The organism is Vitreimonas sp., from assembly GCF_035627415.1.
Taxonomy (GTDB): Bacteria; Pseudomonadota; Alphaproteobacteria; order Caulobacterales; family Aquidulcibacteraceae; genus Vitreimonas.
In genome coordinates this window covers 194,203-211,376 of the sequence record NZ_DASPLU010000031.1, presented here as the reverse complement: position 1 = coordinate 211,376, position 17,174 = coordinate 194,203, and the positions used below count along the sequence as shown (strand labels likewise).

Annotated in this window: 15 protein-coding genes; 7 read left to right on the top strand and 8 right to left on the bottom strand. The window is 64.6% G+C overall.

Features of this window, described 5'->3' with window-relative positions; genetic code table 11:
• Positions 1–47 precede the first annotated feature (47 nt).
• Both VEA80_RS17165 and VEA80_RS17160 read left to right on the top strand, forming a co-directional pair.
• Entirely contained in the window at positions 48–854 is an 807-nt protein-coding gene (locus VEA80_RS17165; protein ID WP_325062001.1) for an RNA methyltransferase, read from the top strand.
• A complete protein-coding gene (locus VEA80_RS17160; protein WP_325062000.1) occupies positions 835–1,743 on the top strand; it encodes a class I SAM-dependent methyltransferase in 909 nt (302 codons plus the stop codon). The genes VEA80_RS17165 and VEA80_RS17160 overlap by 20 nt, the downstream gene beginning before the upstream one ends.
• 560 nt (positions 1,744–2,303) lie before the next feature.
• On the opposite strand, the gene VEA80_RS17155 is transcribed toward VEA80_RS17160, so the two are convergent.
• The 4 genes from VEA80_RS17155 to VEA80_RS17140 all read right to left on the bottom strand — a co-directional run bounded on the left by VEA80_RS17155 (position 2,304) and on the right by VEA80_RS17140 (position 8,335).
• Positions 2,304–5,648, bottom strand: a complete 3,345-nt coding sequence (locus VEA80_RS17155; RefSeq protein WP_325061999.1) for an error-prone DNA polymerase — start codon at positions 5,646–5,648, stop codon at positions 2,304–2,306.
• Between the two features lie 74 nt (positions 5,649–5,722).
• Positions 5,723–6,127, bottom strand: a complete 405-nt coding sequence (locus VEA80_RS17150) for a four helix bundle protein (protein WP_325061998.1) — start codon at positions 6,125–6,127, stop codon at positions 5,723–5,725.
• Positions 6,124–7,671, bottom strand: a complete 1,548-nt coding sequence (locus VEA80_RS17145) for a DNA polymerase Y family protein (protein WP_325061997.1) — start codon at positions 7,669–7,671, stop codon at positions 6,124–6,126. Before VEA80_RS17145 ends, VEA80_RS17150 begins: the two co-directional genes overlap by 4 nt.
• On the bottom strand, positions 7,577–8,335 hold the full coding sequence (locus tag VEA80_RS17140; protein ID WP_325061996.1) for a hypothetical protein: 759 nt from the start codon (positions 8,333–8,335) through the stop codon (positions 7,577–7,579). The genes VEA80_RS17145 and VEA80_RS17140 overlap by 95 nt, the downstream gene beginning before the upstream one ends.
• A 48-nt stretch (positions 8,336–8,383) precedes the next feature.
• Between VEA80_RS17140 and VEA80_RS17135 the strand changes: the two genes are divergently transcribed.
• A complete protein-coding gene (locus VEA80_RS17135; RefSeq protein ID WP_325061995.1) occupies positions 8,384–8,926 on the top strand; it encodes a methylated-DNA--[protein]-cysteine S-methyltransferase in 543 nt (180 codons plus the stop codon).
• Positions 8,927–8,958: 32 nt separating this feature from the next.
• Here the strand turns inward: VEA80_RS17135 and VEA80_RS17130 are convergent, their stop codons facing one another.
• On the bottom strand, positions 8,959–10,128 hold the full coding sequence (locus VEA80_RS17130; protein WP_325061994.1) for a hypothetical protein: 1,170 nt from the start codon (positions 10,126–10,128) through the stop codon (positions 8,959–8,961).
• Between the two features lie 354 nt (positions 10,129–10,482).
• Between VEA80_RS17130 and VEA80_RS17125 the strand changes: the two genes are divergently transcribed.
• The gene (locus VEA80_RS17125; protein ID WP_325061993.1) at positions 10,483–10,638 is read left to right on the top strand and encodes a hypothetical protein; all 156 of its coding nucleotides are present in this window, start codon (positions 10,483–10,485) and stop codon (positions 10,636–10,638) included.
• Between the two features lie 18 nt (positions 10,639–10,656).
• Positions 10,657–11,070 (top strand): DoxX family protein, encoded by a 414-nt coding sequence (locus VEA80_RS17120; protein WP_325061992.1) that lies wholly within the window; start codon positions 10,657–10,659, stop codon positions 11,068–11,070.
• Between the two features lie 3 nt (positions 11,071–11,073).
• On the opposite strand, the gene VEA80_RS17115 is transcribed toward VEA80_RS17120, so the two are convergent.
• From VEA80_RS17115 to VEA80_RS17105, 3 genes are read right to left on the bottom strand one after another with little or no spacing between them, the layout of a single operon-like run.
• A complete protein-coding gene (locus tag VEA80_RS17115) occupies positions 11,074–12,309 on the bottom strand; it encodes an acyl-CoA dehydrogenase family protein (RefSeq protein WP_325061991.1) in 1,236 nt (411 codons plus the stop codon).
• A gap of 10 nt (positions 12,310–12,319) precedes the next feature.
• Positions 12,320–12,685, bottom strand: coding sequence for a hypothetical protein (locus VEA80_RS17110; protein ID WP_325061990.1), 366 nt, complete (start codon positions 12,683–12,685; stop codon positions 12,320–12,322).
• Positions 12,682–13,797 carry an acyl-CoA dehydrogenase family protein gene (locus VEA80_RS17105; RefSeq protein WP_325061989.1) on the bottom strand — a complete coding sequence of 372 codons (1,116 nt, stop codon included), beginning with the start codon at positions 13,795–13,797 and terminating at the stop codon, positions 12,682–12,684. The genes VEA80_RS17110 and VEA80_RS17105 overlap by 4 nt, the downstream gene beginning before the upstream one ends.
• 142 nt (positions 13,798–13,939) lie before the next feature.
• Here VEA80_RS17105 and VEA80_RS17100 point away from each other — a divergent pair, with 142 nt between their 5' ends.
• Positions 13,940–14,509, top strand: coding sequence for a hypothetical protein (locus VEA80_RS17100; RefSeq protein WP_325061988.1), 570 nt, complete (start codon positions 13,940–13,942; stop codon positions 14,507–14,509).
• A 59-nt stretch (positions 14,510–14,568) separates the two neighbouring features.
• Positions 14,569–17,172: an aminopeptidase N gene (gene pepN, locus VEA80_RS17095; RefSeq protein ID WP_325061987.1), complete on the top strand. Its 2,604-nt coding sequence runs from the start codon at positions 14,569–14,571 to the stop codon at positions 17,170–17,172.
• The last annotated feature ends 2 nt before the right edge of the window (positions 17,173–17,174 follow it).

The window sequence follows — 17,174 nt, the reverse complement described above, 5'->3', positions numbered from 1 at the left end:
GGCGAAAACCCGAAACACCCGCCAAGGCGAACGCGCGAAAGAGACGAATGGCGCACCAGATCACCAGCGCGTCCAATCCGCTGATCAAGACGCTGAAGAGCCTGCACATGAAGAAAGGCCGCGCCGAGAGCGGGCTCTTTCTGGCCGAAGGCGCGCGCCTTGCCGTCGAGGCGGCCGATCTCGGCGTCTGGCCGGAGATCCTGCTGTTCTCCCCAGCGGCGATGGCGCGCGAGCAGGTTCGCGCATTGATCGACGAGGCTGAGCGGCGGCGGGTGCGGACGATCGAGACCAACGAGACGCTGCTCGCCCAGATCAGCAAACGCGACAATCCGCAGACGGTGATCGGCGCCTACAAGCCGCACCTCGCGCCGCTGGAGTCGATCGAAGGCGAGACCGTCGTCGCTCTCGAGGGCGTCCGCGATCCCGGCAATCTCGGGACCATCCTGCGCACGGCCGATTCCACCGGCGCGGCCGGCGTCGTGCTGGTCGGCGAAGGCTGCGACCCGTTTTCGGTCGAAGCCGTGCGCGCCAGCATGGGCTCGCTATTTGCCGTCAAGCTCGCGCGCGCCTCCTTCGACGAGTTGGTGCGGCACAAGAAAGCCCGTGGCGCGGAGATGTTCGGCCTCTCGCTGAAAGGCGGGCCGCTCGACCCCGGAACGCCGGCGCCGGCGAAAGCGGTCGTGCTGATGGGCAACGAGCAATCCGGCTTGCCGGACTATATGGAAGCGGCCTGCGATCAATTGGTGAAGCTGCCGATGCGCGGGCGCGCCGACAGTTTGAATTTGGCGATCGCGACGGGCGTGATGCTTTACGATCTATGGCGGAGACGCGGATATGACGGCGCGCGCGCCTGAGATTTTGATCGCCGACGATTGGCGCGACTACACGCTGCTCGACAGCGGCAATGGCGGCAAGCTCGAGCAAGTTGGCCCCTATCGTTTCGTGCGTCCAGAGCCGCAAGCGCTGTGGGCGCCGGCCTTGCCCGCGCGCGCGTGGGACAGCGCCGATGCGATCTTCACCGGCTCGGGCGGCGAAGACGATGAAGGCGGCCGCTGGCGCTTCAATCGCGAGCTGCCGCAAAGCTGGACGCTGCAATGGGACGATCTGTCGTTCCTCTCGCGCCCGACGCCGTTTCGGCACCTCGCCTTCTTTCCCGAGCACTCGGTGCATTGGCGCTATGCGCGCGATTGCTTGAAGGCGCATCGCGGCGGCCAGCCTGAAGTGCTGAACCTGTTCGGCTACACCGGGCTTGCTTCGCTCGCCTGCGCCAAGGCCGGTGCGAAGGTGACGCACGTCGACGCGTCGAAGAAAGCGATCGGCTTGGCGCGCGACAACCAGCGCGAGGCCGACTTGGAGACCGCGCCGATCCGCTGGATCGCCGACGATGCGTTGGCCTTCGTCAAACGCGAAATCCGCCGCGGCCGGCGCTATGACGGCGTCATCCTCGATCCGCCAAAATTCGGCCGCGGCCCGAATGGCGAGACGTGGCGGCTGGAGGAGAACCTCCCCGAACTGCTCGACGCCTGCCAGACCTTGCTGCGCACCGATCCCAACGATCGCGCCAGCGCTAAAGGCTTCATGATCGCAACGGTCTACGCGGTGCGCCTCTCCTACCTCGCACTCGCGCAAACGGCGCAGCAGATGTTTAGCGACGGCGAATGGCAGACCGGCGAAATGGCGCTGCCGCACGCGGGACGTGATCTGCTGCTGCCGACGGCGATTTTCGCGCGCTGGCGCGGCTAGCGTTCGTGCCGAGTAGGATGTCCGATTTTTTGCCGGAGCGGAGACGAGGCCACTTGCTCACTGCCCGCATGTGGATATCGTTAGCGCCATGAATAGAGTAGCGATTATCGCGCTGAGCACACTCGCGTTGTCCACTCCCGCTTTCGCTGAGAAGACCACGAGCGCTTCGGACAGCGTGTGTTACCTGCGCTCGTCCTTTACTCCCTCGGACGATCCATCCTCGCTGAGTATCGATATCATGCGAGCCAGCGCAGGTGACCAAAGATCAATGCAAGGTCTCGTTTACTCAGCGCTAGGCGACATGTTGCGGCAAGGTACGATTTCGCCCGAAGCAATTGCCCTTCAGGTCAATGGCCCGTGCAGCGTAGCACTTCCCAGAGTTCGCGAGCGTCTGTCTGCACTGGCGTTGGAACACGCCAACACGGTGGGCGGCCATCAGCTTGTCGAAGCCAACGCAAATTGGTTGGAAATTTCCCGCCCCGAATTCGATCGAATAAATCCGACGCCTGTGCCCGCGCCTCGATAGGAATGTCCGCTTCGGGCCGACAGCAAACCTCTCCTCAATGAAAATTCCGCCCCTTCGGCATCACGTTCGCGGCGGCTGATGAGACATCCAAATTGATCCGCACATTGCGCGGGTGACGCTGGCGCGCATCCTCGGCGCCGCCGCGGCGCGGTTCGTCGGTAGGCCCCGCGGGGTCGATTCCCGCGCCGGATGCTGAAAGATTGGCCAGCAGCGGCGTCCAGTCGTGCACGCGCTCGGCGACGATGTGGATCACGTCGCCCTCCTTTTGCACGGGGCCGTCGACCGCCACCAAACGCCCGCCCAGAACTTCGCGGCGATATTGCTCGAACAATTTTGGCCAGACGATAATGTTGGAAATCCAGCTCTCGTCCTCCAGCGTCATGAAAATGACGCCGGACGCCGTGCCGGGCCGCTGACGCACAAGCACAAGTCCAGCCACACGCACGCGATCTCCGCTGCGCACATGTTTCAGATCCTCCGCCTTGATAGCGCCGCGCGCGGTCAGTTCGTCGCGGATCAAGGCGGCCGGGTGGGTTTTCAAAGACAAGCCAAGCGTTCGATAATCTTCCACGATGTGTTCGCCCAACAGCATCGGCGGAAGATCGAAATCCGGCTCGGTCGCTCTGGAGTCCTGAACCGCAAAAAGCGGCAAATCCTCTTGCCCGCCCGTACGATTGAGTGCGCGCACAATCCAAAGCGCCTCACGCCGATCGAGCCCCAGCGACCGGAACGCATCGAGATCGGCGAGACGTTCGATCGTGGAAACCGGGAGATCGCTACGCAGCCAGACATCTCGGATGGAGTCGTAGCCGGGACCACGTCGCGCCACGAGTTGCTTCAGCTCCTCCTCCCTCAGTCCCCGCGCTTGCCGAAAGCCGAGGCGCATTGCCATGACGCTACGAATGTCGCGCTGCATTTCCGCATGACGAAAATGCAGCCGCTCCGATGCTGCGGGCCCCGGCTCGAGCACATTGTCCCAATCCGAGTGGTTGATATCGATCGGACGAACCTCGACGCCGTGCTCGACAGCATCGCGCACGATCTGCGCCGGCGCGTAAAATCCCATTGGTTGGGCGTTGAGCAGCGCGGCCGCGAAGACGTCCGGGTAATAACACTTCAGCCAGGACGAAGCATAGACGAGGATCGCAAAGCTCGCCGCGTGGCTTTCCGGAAAGCCGTATTCGCCAAAGCCTTCGATTTGCGCGAACGAGGCTTCGGCGAACTCGCGCTCGTAGCCATTGGCGATCATGCCATCGATGCACTTGGCCTTGAGTGTGCCGATCGTCCCCACCCGCTTGAACGTCGCCATCGCGCGGCGGAGCTTGTCCGCCTCCGGCGGAGTAAAGCCGGCGGCCACGATTGCAATTTGCATGGCTTGCTCTTGGAAAAGCGGGACGCCGAGCGTGCGTTTCAGCACCTCCCAAAGCTCCGGCTTCGGCGCCGCAGCTTTCTCCAGCCCTTGTCTGCGCTTGAGATAAGGATGCACCATGCCGCCCTGGATCGGCCCCGGACGCACGATCGCGACTTCAATCACCAAATCGTAGAAATCTTTCGGCTTGAGCCTCGGCAGCATCGACATTTGCGCGCGGCTCTCGACCTGGAACACGCCGATAGAATCGGCGCGATGCAGCATCGCATAGACGCGTTCATCGTTGGTTTCGGTTGAATCGAGCGCGATGATCCTGTCGTCCGGATAGTGCTTTTTGCACAGATCGAACGCCTTCTTCAGGCAAGTCAGCATGCCTAATCCGAGCAGATCGACTTTGAGAATGCCGAGATCCTCCAGGTCGTCCTTATTCCATTCGACGACGGTGCGGTCGTCCATGGCTGCATTCTGGATCGGCACGACATCATGAAGTTTCTCGCGCGTGATCACGAAGCCGCCGACATGCTGCGAGAGGTGGCGCGGAAATCCTTGCAGCTGATTGGAAAGCTCGATGCATTGAACGAGGCGCTTATCGCTGAGGTCGAAACCATGCTCGCGCAGATCGCGCGCTTCCACGCCGCGCGACCACCAATGCAGCATCTTGGCCATGCCGCCGATGCTGTCTTCCGAATAGCCGAACGCTTTGGCGACTTCGCGCACGGCGCTGCGGCCGCGATAGCAGATCAGCGTCGCCGCGAGGCCCGCGCGATCGCGGCCGTACTTCTTGTAAACGTACTGGATCACCTCTTCGCGGCGCTCGTGTTCGAAATCGACGTCGATATCCGGCGGCTCGCCCCGTTCCTCCGAGACGAAACGATCGAAGAGAAGATCATTGTTGGCGGGATTGACCGCCGTGACGCCAAGACAATAGCAAATCGCGGAGTTCGCCGCCGAACCGCGCCCTTGGCAGAGGATCGGCTCCTTCGGATTGCCGTCTTTGTCGAATGGAGAGCGGGCGAAATCGACGATATCGGCCACCGTCAAAAAGTAAGGGGCGTAACGCATGCGGCCGACAATGCCGAGTTCGCGCTCGAGCGAGGCGCGCACCTTTTCCGGTATGCCGTCCGGATACCGCTTCCGCGCCCCCGCCCAGGCGCGCGCCACTAAAGCCTGCTGCGGATCGGCAAAGCCTTCGGAGGTTTCCTCCGGATATTCGTAGCGCAGCTGATCCATCGAAAACGTAACGCCATCTAGAAAGCGGATGCTCTCGGCCACTGCTTCCGGCGCATCTTGGTAAAGCCGCTCGATCTCTTGCGGCGGCTTCAGCTGGCGTTCGGCGTTTTTTGCGAGCAGATCGCCGGCGTCGTCGAGCTTCTTCTTTTCGCGGATGCAGGTGACGACGTCGAGCAAGGGACGGCGGTCGCCGTGGTGCATCAACGGTTGGGTGGTGGCGAGGAGACGCGCGCCGGCTTCGCCTGCAAGCGCTTTGAGCTGACGGATGCGGCGGCGATCTTCACCGTCGAATTGGAACGGCGCGGCGAGCCACGCTTCGCCCGTCGCGTTACGGATGTCTCGGAGATAGGGCCTTATTGCGTCCGGTTCGTCACCGAGCGCGAATTTCGGGACGAGGATCGTCTGCAATCCTTCTGCATGCGCGAGATAATCGGCGAAATCGAGCCAGCATTCGCCTTTCGGCGCGCGACGGTTGCCGATCGTGAGCAACCGCGTGAGATTGGAATAGGCGGCGCGATCTTTGGGATATACGATCAGATCAGGCGCGCCATCGCGGAATGCGAGCCGCGCGCCAACGATCACGCGGATCGCCGCGCCCCTCTCTTCGCGGATCGATTTCGCTTTCACGTGCGCGCGCACCACGCCCGCGAGCGTGTTGCGATCTGCAACGCCGATCCCGGCAAGCCCGATCGCCGCCGCCTGCTCCACCATCTCCTCCGGATGCGAGCCGCTGCGGAGGAAGGAGAAGTTCGTGGTGACGCAGAGTTCGGCGAAGCTCATGCGCGCGCTCCTTCGGAGCGCGCGCATGAGCGGAAGCCAGAAATCAGAAGACAGAAGTCAGAAGCGGGCATTGCTTACTTCCAACTATCCGACAGCGCTCGGAGCATTTTGGCGATTTCTACGTACTCACGCTTCCATTTCACGCCCTCCTGCTCGGTGAGACAGCCAAGATCCCACGCGTAGTGGGCCCATACCTGCATTTCGTCACATGAGCCGACTGCCATTCTGAGAAAGCGCCTGAATTCCGCACCTGAACCGCGCTGACGGCCGAAGCCTTCGGCAATATTGGCGCAGACGGATTTGCTTGCTCTGCGCACTTGATCCGCGAGTGCGAATTGCTCCATCTGTGGCCAACCCAGCGATGCTCGATGGACATCGAGCGATATTGCGTAGGCACGCTGGAACACGCGCAAGTCTTCGAAGGATTTGACGGGCGCGCCGTCTGACTTCTGATTTCTGTCGTCTGATTTCTGAATCATGCAAACAACCCGTGCACGAACCAGCGCGGCGTTTCTTCGCTCTCGCCGTAGAAGCCTTCGCGATAGAGCCAGTAGCGGCGGCCTTCCTTGTCTTCGACGCGGTAGTAATCGCGCGTCGGCAGACCGCCGAGCCAATCGCCGCTGATGCGCTCCGGTCCTTCCGCGCGCGCCACTTCGCGCAGCACGCGCCGCCAGCGGAAGCGGATCGGCGGGCCGTCCGGGACGGTGGCTAGCGTTTCGATCGGCTGCGGGCGCGTGAACAAGGTGAGCGGCCGGCGCATGACGCCGTCGCGCGGAGCGCGTGCTCCCCCGCTCCCCCTCGCGGGAGGATTGGAAAGCGCCGCGCACCAGGCGCCGGCTTTGTCCGGCTGATGCGTGTCGTTGAATTTCGGGCGCAGCACGCGGTGGGCGCCTAGACGCACGCTCAGCACGTCGACAAGCGAAGCGATCTTGTCTTCGTCCGCCTCCGCATCCTCCACGGCCGCCAGCGTGCGCGCCGCGCCTTCGATGCGTTCGAGTTGAACCACATCGAGCCGCGCCGCTTCGATGCCGAATTCGGCGTCGAGGTTCTCCGCCGCCCGATCGAGCTTCTCACGGAAGAGCCGGAGGAGCGGCTTCATTTCGCGCTCGGGCCGGCTGACGCCGATCTCGATCACACGGTCGCGGCCGTCGACGCCGAACAGATGCAAAGCCGCGCGCCGCGCGCCGGCGCCGCGACGGTCTAGCTTCGCGATCACGTCGCCGCAGAGGTGTTCAGTCGCGATCAGAATGGTCTCGACATTGAACAGCGGCTCCAGGAAACGCCGCAGCGCAAACACCGGCGGCGCCGGCCGACGCGGGCTCAAAGCTTCCGGCGCGCGGCCGAGCGCCTGGTCGAGCCGCAGCATCGCCCGTTCGCCGGCGCGCGCGGTGAAAGAAGAACGCGGCGCGGATAGGAGCGAGCCGATCGTCTTCAGCCCAAGCCGGCGCAGCAGTGCGGCGGACTCCTCTTGCAGACGCAACGCCTCCACAGGCAGCGGCGCCAACGTCTGCACGAGATCCGCCGACGCGCGAGCGACCCGGCTGTGGCGCGCCAGCGCCCAGGCGGCGCCCGGCGTCGGCGCGAGTGCGGCGCGGGCGGCGAAGCCTTGGGCGGCGAGACGGGTGACGATCTGGTCACGCAACGCCGCTTCGCTGCCGAACAGATGCGCGCAGCCGGTGATGTCGAGAAACAAACCGTCAGGCGCATCGACGACGACGATCGGGGTGAAGCGCTCGCACCAAGCGGCGATGTTGTCGAGCGTGCGCGCGTCTTCTTCGGGCTCGGCTTCGATCGCCGCCAAATGCGGCTGCATCGCCCGCGCATCGGCAAGCGACATCGCGAGCTTCAGCCCCAGCGCGGACGCGCGCGCGTCGACGCCCGTCAGCAGAAAGGCGTTCGCCTCCTTGGCATAGACCGCGAGCGGCTTGTTATCGGGCGCGCGCCCGGATCGGATCAGCCGGTCCGTCGAAAGACGCGGCAGAACGATCGCGAGCCACGTCGCGCTCTCTGAAAGCGCGGGCATGAGCGTTCCATTCGATGGTGAAGCGGGCCCCCGCCGGCCCCGCGCGGTTGCGTATGAGTTCGAGCTTATAGGCCGGTGGCCCGAGTTCGCGCTCTTCCGCTTCGCTCGGCGCCGGCGAAACGCGCCAGCGCGTCCAGGCCGCGCTCGCGTCCGCAAGCGGGCGCACCAGCAGGCATTTCGAGCCGTTGCGTTCGGCGAACAGCAAGAGCCGGCGCGTGGCTTTGAGATCGAGCGGCTTGCCGCGCGCCCCGAGCGCGCAGACGACGACGGCGCCGCGGGCCGAGAGCGCCTGCTCGGCCGCCCACAGACATTCCTCGCGCTTGCCGGCGCGGACGACGATGAGCCCGGCCGGATCGAGCCCGAATTGCGCAAGGCCGGGCGGGTAAGGCGCGCCGTCCTCGGCGAACACGCCCTCTTCGCCGGCCCAGATCGTGCCCGACTTGCCGGCCCAGGCGGCGGCGAGGCAGAGCGCAAAGCCGATCGCAGCCGGCTCGGCCCCTGGGTCCGCCGGCCCCAGCTCATGCAACGGCTGGCTGGCCATGGCGGCGAGATGAGCGGAAAACAGAGCCGCGCCAGCCGCTTGCCAACCTGTCTCCGGGGCGGCGCCGAAGTTGCCGGTAACGACTTGCGCCGGCGGAAGCGGAGGGACTAGACGCGGAGTCATGTTCTCTTTATGTTCTAGTCACTAGAGTCGGCCCGTTCAAGAGGCGCTATGCACGCTTACACCCTGTTCGACACCGCCATCGGCAGCTGCGGCATCGCCTGGGGGCCGCGCGGGGTGATCGGCGTGCAGCTGCCGGAGAAGAGCCAAAGCGCCACGCGCACGCGGCTGATGCGCCATTGCCCGAACGCCGACGAGGTCGAGCCGCCGAAAGCCATCGCCCGCGCGATCGAAGACATCGCGGCGCTGCTGCGCGGCGAAAAGAGATCGCTGCGCACCATTACGCTCGACATGAGCCGCACGCCCGCCTTTAACGCCCGCGTCTATGAAACCGCGCGCGCCATCGCCCCGGGCCGGACGCGCACCTATGGCGAGATCGCCCGCGCCATCGGCGACCCGAGCGCGGCGCGAGCCGTCGGCCAGGCGCTCGGGCGCAATCCGTTCGCGATCGTCGTGCCGTGCCATCGCGTCGTCGGCGCGAACATGAAGCTGGTCGGTTTTTCCGCCAATGGCGGCATCGCGACAAAGCTGAAGATGCTGGAGATCGAAGGCTGGCGCGCGGAAGAACAGATGCTGTTCGAGGAACTGATTTAGGGAGCGCCGGTCAACGGGCGCTCCCCTCCGCGTCATTGCCAGGTTGCGTACGTCAGCGCCAAGGTCCCGCCGCTGCCGAACGAGCCGGGCATGAGGCTGGTGATGCGCATTTCGCCGACGCGGCCGTCGCTGGTCAGATAGCATGCGTGCTGGCCCGCCGCGGGAACGGCGACAGCGGTCGCGACATAGTTCGCGGACAGGCGCTGCGCGTAACACGCCGCATAGCCGCGCGCGGCGCTGCCGCCGAGCCAAATTTTCGCGTTGCCGCGCGGCGCGAGCTGATACACTCCGCCGGTGCGCGCGAAGGCGAAATCGCCGCCGGTTGCAACGATCGAGCCGACGTCAAACTCGAACGCCTGGTTCAGCGCCGCAGTCAGCGCGCCGCTGCGATGGACGGGTTGATTGGCGCCATCCGGATCGGCGTCGAGCGCGGGACCTTCGCCGCCGTCATCGACGCGGGTGATGCGGAATGTGAACTCATAGGTGGTCAGACTATCGCGTGACTCCCGCGCTGTCTGCACGAGGCAGCGGCAGTTCGGATCGAGACGCTGTAGGATGTCCGAGACCTCGTATGCGAACTCATGACGAAACAGGATGTCGTTTTCGCCGGACTCGCCCTCGTCGGGACATCTCGCCAAATCTCCGCCCGTTCCATCGGCGTTTGAACCGCAAATGGTAAAACCGTGGGGAGGTAGCTCTGTGTCGTCGTCCCAAAGGGTGACCGAAAACCGCACCGGGCCCCGTGCGCCCTGGGGCGCGCAGACCCAACGGCCGTTCTCCTCGCCATCGGGATCGACGGCTGGCCAGATGCAGCTCTGATGAGCATCGAATTCCCTGAGATCGCCGGTGTTTACGTCCTCAAAATTGCGCGTCATCAGACGGCGATCGCTGGTCACGAAGGTCGCGAAGACCTCGTCGGACGTGCCCGGAATGTCGCGCCCGCTTTCGTCCACCGCTTTGAAACTCATCGCCTCAACGATGAAGCGCGGATAGCGGATCACGTCCTGTTCGCGGCCGACATTGGTGACCCCCTCGCGCAATGGCCGCGTTCTTGGTCGCGGGCGCGCCGGCGGTTCCGTTTGATATTCGCGTACGACGGGCGCCTGGTTGGCTTGCGCAAGCGCGGCGCCGCTGAGGGAAAAAGCGGTGGTGCTTAGCAGCGCGGCGAAAATCGTCGATGCAGTGCTGTGAAGACGGGCCATTGCGACCTCCAGGTTCGCGGACAAACCGGACGAAACCGAATTTTCAGAATACGCCCGGCCGGCCCCCAGCGCGATGACGCCAGTCACGCCCGCCGCGCGCCGAAAGATGCCGGGAACATTCTCACGCCAAGCGGCATTGCTCCCGCGCCCTGAAAAAACACGCGCAAGAGCCATGACCGGCTTCGTCGACAAGTATTGAAATGCTGGCCACCCAGAACTCCGATTTCCGCCGCGTGCTCTCCACTGGAGCCAGGTCAAGACATCGGGTCGGAAGTGCACGAGGACCACGACCAATTCTTCCCAAAGCGGCCGCAGCGCGGGTCGTCATTGACGGCGAGCGCACCGAGGTAAAGGATGATGACGGGATCATCGTTCCGCCCAGCGCGGAACACTACACAACCGCTCAGGCTCCACACGCCTTACGGCCCGCCCGAGTACGAAGACGGCGTCGTCGCCGCAGACAAGGACGCTGTCGAGCAAGAGCATTTCGACGGCCGCACGACAGAATAATTTCCGGGAGCAGCGCCGATGTTCGAGGGTCTCAGCAAATATTCCAACAACGCGCTCGGCGTTCTGCGCATCGTCAGCGGCCTCATCTTTGCCGAACACGGCACGCAAAAATTTCTGAGCTTCCCCGCCGGGGACGCCGCCGGCGCTGGATTGGCGCTGGCGAGTCCCGGCCACTATGCCGGGATCGTCGAACTCCTCGCTGGTTTCTTGATCACGATCGGACTGTTCACGCGACCAGCCGCCTTCCTCGCTTCCGGAACAATGGCTGTCGCCTACTGGATGGTCCACGCGCCGCAAAACTTCTTCCCCGTGAACAACGGCGGCGACGCGGCCATTCTCTACTGCTTCGTCTTCCTGCTGTTCGTCTTCACCGGCCCAGGCGCATGGAGTCTGGATGCCGCGATCAGCAAGCGCAAAGGAGCGCCAGCTTAACCCTCAGCTCCCTGTTGGCAGATCCTTGAACGCCACACCTTTATCCACCCGCACGTCTTGCGGCAGGCCGAGCACGCGTTCGGCGATGATGTTCTTCAGGATCTCGTCGGTGCCGCCGGCGATCCTGAGGCCCGGGGCGAACATGTAGCTCTGGTGGAAGGCGCCTTCGAGCGGGGCGAGATCGGGGTCATTGATGACGCCGTAATGATCCTGCGCCTCGATCGCGGTGTTGGCGATGTCCATCATCTGGTTGGCGTTGATCACCTTGCCGATCGAGCTTTCCGGACCGGGCGTCTGGCCCTTCGACAGCGCTGTCATGGTGCGAAATTTCGCCAGCTTGTAGCCTTCGGCGCGCACGATCCAATCCGCCAGCTTCTGGCGGAAGGCTTCGTCCTTGATCAGCGCCCCCTCGCCAGTTGGCGCATTGATGCTGCGCGCGAAGTCGAAGATCTCCTTGTAGTCGGGCCCGTAGGAGCCGCCGACGGCGAGGCGCTCATTCATCAGCGTCACCAGCGCGACGTTCCAGCCCATGCCCGGCTCGCCCAGCCGGCTTTTGTCGGGGATGCGCACGTCGGTGAAGTAGACTTCGTTGAACTCGCGCCCGCCATTGGCCTGGTGGATCGGGCGCACGTCGACGCCCTTGGCCTTCATGTCGACGATGAACATGGTGAGGCCCTTATGCTTCTCCACGTCCGGGTTCGTGCGCACGAGCAGGATGCCGAAGTCGGAGAATTGCGCCCCCGTCGTCCAGACCTTCTGCCCGTTGACGATCCAGTCGTCGCCGTCGCGCACGGCTTTCGTTTTCGAAGCCGCGACGTCCGAGCCGGCGCTTGGTTCGGAGAAGAGCTGGCACCATAGCTCTTCGCCGCGCAGCGCCTTGGCGACGTAGCGGTCCTTGGTGGCCTCATCGCTGAAGGCGATCACCGTCGGCACGCACATGCCGAGCCCGATCGAAAACGGGGCCGATGGCGCATCGAACTTCGCTTCCTCCTGGTTGAAGATGACGGCGTAGATCGGCGGCAAGCCGCGCCCGCCCTGCTCCTGGGCCCAGGTAATGCCGGCGAAACCGGCTTCCGCCTTCTTGCGCTGATACTCTTTCGCTGCCTTCAGATATTCGGCCGGCGACAGCTTGCGCGACATCCGCTCGCTCTCGGCGCTCTTCGGCTTCACGTTAGCTTCGAGAAACGCGCGCGCTTCAGCGCGGAATTTGGCTTCCTCCGGCGTATCGTTGAAATCCATCGTCATTTCCTCAATGCGTGTTTTTGAACGGCAGCGTCACGCTGCCGACGAAGCCTGCGATCGCGACAAGCAGCGTCAGACCGACGAATACGTTGAGCCGATTGAACGCTGCGCCGGGTCCCATCAAAACGGGTCCGACCACCTTGTCGAAAAAGCTGATATAGATGACGCCGACGCTGAAGCCCCAGGCGCCGGCGAACAGCGCTCGCCGAGCAAACGTCTCGTTCGTCAGCAACGCGCCAGTGGCGATGAGCGCAAGGCCGACGAGAATGTCGTCGATCCACCACGCCCAGGCGCGCTCGCCCCACGAGCGGAAGAGTTCGCCGCCGATGATGACGACGCCCAACACAATTGCGAGCGCGCGCAACGCTTTCACGCCGCGTTCCTCTGCTCCAGCCGCTTCACCAACTTTTCCTTCCACACCGCGGGGGCGCCCGCTTGCAGCGCGAGCAGCTTGGCGCGGCGGAAGAAGAGGTGGCAGTCGACTTCCCAAGTGAAGCCCATGCCGCCGTGCGTCTGGATGTTTTCCTTGGCGCAGAAATAATAGGCGTCGCTCGCCGCCGCGCGCGCGGCGGCGGCGGCGAACGGCAGCTCCGCCGCCTCGGTCGAAAGCGCCCAGGCGCCGTAATAGGCGTTCGAACGCGCCACCTCGATGTTCACGTACATATCGGCGAGCTTGTGCTTGATCGCCTGGAACGAGCCGATCGGACGCGAGAAGGCGTAGCGGCTCTTGGCGTACTCGGTCGCCATTTCGAGGCACGCCTGGCTGCCGCCGACTTGCTCGAACGCGAGCAGCACCGCGGCGCGGTCGAGCACGGCTTCCGCCAGATCCCAACCTTGGCCTGAGGCGCCGAGGCGTTCGGCCTTGGCGTTCTTAAACTCGAGCTTCGCATGGCCGCGCGAGGGATCGAGCGTCTTCAGCGTCGTGCGCATGACGCCGGGCTGATTGAGATCGACCAACGCCAGCGAGACGCCCGCGCCCTCCTTCGCGACGACAACTGCCCAGTCGGCGCAGTCGCCGTCCGTCACGGGAATCTTGGCGCCGTTCAGGGACGCGCCGTCGAACTTCGTCTGGATCGACGCCGCCGTCGGCGCGCCCGGACCCTCCGACAAAGCGAAGCAGCCGATCGTCTCGCCACCTGCGACTTTCGATAGGTGCGCCGCCTTCTGCGCGCCGTTACCAGCGAGCATCAAAGCTTCGGCGAAGAAGTAAACCGTGGATGAAAACGGGATCGGCGCGACGGCGCGGCCGACCTCTTCCGCCAAAACGCAGAGCTCCAGCCGGCCGAGCCCCAATCCGCCGTGCTCCTCTGGGATCGCCGCGCCCAGCCAGCCCATTTCGGCGACGGCGCGCCACAAATCCCTATCGTGGGATTTCGCCGCGTCATCCAGCACGCCGCGCGTCGCCTTCGTTCCCGCCTTCTCGGAGAGAAACTTGCGCGCCTGATCCTTCAGGCTCTTCTGGTCATCGGAAAAATCGAAATTCAACGCCGTCCTCCCGGCTTATGGTTGGCGCCACCTTAACGCGGCGGGCGGAGGACGCGAAAGACTGTCTTGGCGTCAACGCCTCTTCACGAAGGCTAAAGCGAGATGCGGTAGCCTCGCCGCTCGAAATTCGGGGTGCAAGTCCATGGCGAAGGCGGTCTTCCATAAGGGCCAGCGCGTCTACGTGAAGCCGGTGGCGACGTGGGCGGTGATCGAAAGCGTGAACCCGCAATGGGTCAAGGGCGTCGAGGAGCCGCTGCGCATCACCTATGACACCGGCCTCGGCCGCGACTTCCAGGCCCACGAACTGGCCGCCGAAGACCGCGAGCCGGAAAAGCCGGATCTGATCGAGATCGAGAATTGGCGCGTGTTGCGCGCAGTGAACCGCCTCTCCGCCGATGCGCGCGATCCGCGCCACCCGCATCCGGGCACGTTTCCGGTCGTCGTGACCGACGAGAAGGATTGGGGCGGCTGGCGCGTGCCGATGGCCGAGTACGACCGCGACCCGAACCGCGTGGAACACCAGGCGCGCGTCATCGCCAATGCGCTGCGCCTGATGCGCGTCGCGCGTGAGCTGATCGAGTTCGCGCAGGACAATCCGCACGAAACGCCGGGCCAGATGCTCGATCTCGCGAAACAGGCCGAAATGGTGCTGGCGGCGATCTACCACCAAGGCGCGCCGCGCGGCGAGACGGCGTTCGTCGCAGCTGAATAACGCGCATTGATTTTGCGCGGCTCGCGGCGCATGTCAGGGCTTCAGCCGGAGCCCAAAGTATGCGCGACGCCGAAACCGTCACTGTCCGTCTCGCCGACTATCAGCCGCCCGCTTATCTGATTGACGAGATCGCGCTCGTCTTCTCGCTCGAGCCGGAACAGACGCTGGTCGCCGCGAGCAGCCATGTTCGGCGTACGAGCGATGCGAGCGCGCCGCTCGAACTGAACGGCGAACGGCTCGAACTGCAGAGCGTCGCTATCGATGGCGAGCTGCTCGACCAGTCGCGCTACAGTGTCGAACCCGGCAAGCTCGTCATCCTCGATCCGCCAGCGTCGTTCAGGCTCGATATCGTCACCCGCATCTCGCCGGCGACGAACACGCACCTCGAAGGGCTCTATATGTCGGGCGGCCGCTTCTGCACGCAGTGCGAGGCGGAGGGCTTCCGCGCCATCACCTATTATCTCGACCGCCCGGACGTGCTGGCGCGTTTCGCCGTGCGCATCGAAGCCGACAAGACCGCCTACCCGACCCTGCTCGCTAACGGCAATCTGGTCGAAAGCGGCGATATGGAGGGCGGGCGCCACTTCGCCGTCTGGGTCGATCCCCACCCGAAGCCGGCTTATCTCTTCGCGCTCTGCGCCGGCAAATACGAGTCGATCCACGACAGCTTCAGCACCAGAAGCGGCCGCAATGTGGCGCTCGGCATCTATGTCGATCCGGGCGATTCAGCGCGTGCGCGCTACGCCATGGATGCGCTGAAGCGGGCGATGAAGTGGGACGAGGAAGCGTTCCAACGCGAGTACGATCTCGACGTCTTCAACATCGTCGCCGTGCGCGATTTCAATTTCGGCGCGATGGAGAACAAGGGCCTCAACATCTTCAATTCGTCGCTGATCCTGGCCGACGCCGAAACCGCGACCGACGCCGACTTCGAAGCGATCGAGGCGGTGGTCGGCCACGAATATTTCCACAACTGGACCGGCAACCGCATCACCTGCCGCGATTGGTTCCAGCTCTGCCTGAAGGAAGGCCTCACCGTCTATCGCGAGCAGGAATTCAGCGCCGATCAGCGTTCGCGTCCGGTACAGCGGATCAAGGACGTGAAACGCCTGCGCGGACGCCAGTTCGGCGAAGACGCCGGCCCGCTCGCGCACCCGGTGCGGCCGTCGAGCTATCAGAAAATCGACAATTTCTACACCGCCACCGTCTACGAAAAAGGCGGCGAAGTGATCCGCATGCTGAAGCGCATCATCGGCGCGGACGCATTCGACCGCGGCATGCAGCTCTATTTCGAGCGCCGCGACGGCACGGCTTCGACAGTGGAAGATTTCGTCGGCTGCTTCGAGGAAGCCGCCGGCCGCAAGCTCGACGACTTCATGCGCTGGTACGAACAGGCCGGCACGCCGGCGCTCCAAGTGCGCGGCGTCTATGACGCGAAAGCGAAAGCGTACGAGCTGAGCGTCAGCCAGCGCACGCCGCCGACGCCCGGACAGAGCGTGAAACAGCCCGCGCCGATCCCGCTCGAGATCGGCTTCATCGCTCCGGACGGCGCGATCATCGCGTCGAAACTCGAGGGCGACACGATCTCGCGCATCAAGCATCACGTCGTACTCGACGAAGCCGACACGAAGCTGCGCTTCAGCGACGTCACCGAAGAACCGATCCCCTCGGTGCTGCGCGGCTTCTCCGCGCCGGTGACGCTGGACGACGGACTCAGTGTGGATCAGCGCCTCGCGCAAATGGCGCACGATCCGGACGCCTTCACGCGCTGGGAAGCCGGCCAAAGCATCGCCCGCGCCATCCTGCTGGGCGAAGCCAAGGACGCCGCGCCCGCGCTGGCGAGGGCGCTCGGCCGCGAACTGGACCGCGCGCAGGAGGATCCCGCCTTCGCCGCGTTGGCGCTGCGGCTGCCCGACTTGAACGAATTGATCCTCGCCTCGCCGGCGCCGGATCCCGAGCAGCTCTACGCCGCGCGCGAAAAGCTTCGCAGCACTGTCGCGGAAACGTTGCGCGAACGGCTCGAGCCCATCGCCCGCGCGCCGAGCGAAACGCCGTTTTCACCGGGCGCCGAGGCCGCCGGCCGCCGCGCGCTCAAAGCTGCGGCGCTCGATCTGCTCGCGTCGCTTGGGCCCCAACAGACTGAGACGTTCACCGCGGCCTTCGACCAGGCCCACAGCATGACCGAGACGATTGCTGCATTGGAGGCGCTCGGCGCCTCGGGGAGCCAAAGCTTCGACGATGCGCTGAGCCGCTTCTACGACCGCTGGAAAGAGAACCCGCTCGTCATCGACAAGTGGTTCGCGGTGCAGGCCTCCTCGCCGCGCGGCGATGCGCTCGCGCGCGCGGAGCGGCTACGGCAGCATCCCGACTTCAATCTCAAAAACCCGAACCGGGTCCGTTCGCTCGCCGCGGCGTTCGCGATGCGCAACCCGCGCGCCTTCCACGCCGCCGACGGCGGCGGCTATCGCTTCCTTGCCGCGCTGGCCGAACAGATCGATCCGCTGAACCCGGCGCTCGCGGCGCGGTTACTCACACCTTTCGAATCGTGGAAACGATTCGACGCCGGTCGTCAAGCGCACGCGAAAGCGGCGCTGGAACAACTCGCGAGGCTGCCGAACCTGTCGAAGAACACACGCGAAATGGTCGAACGCACGCTCGCCTGAGT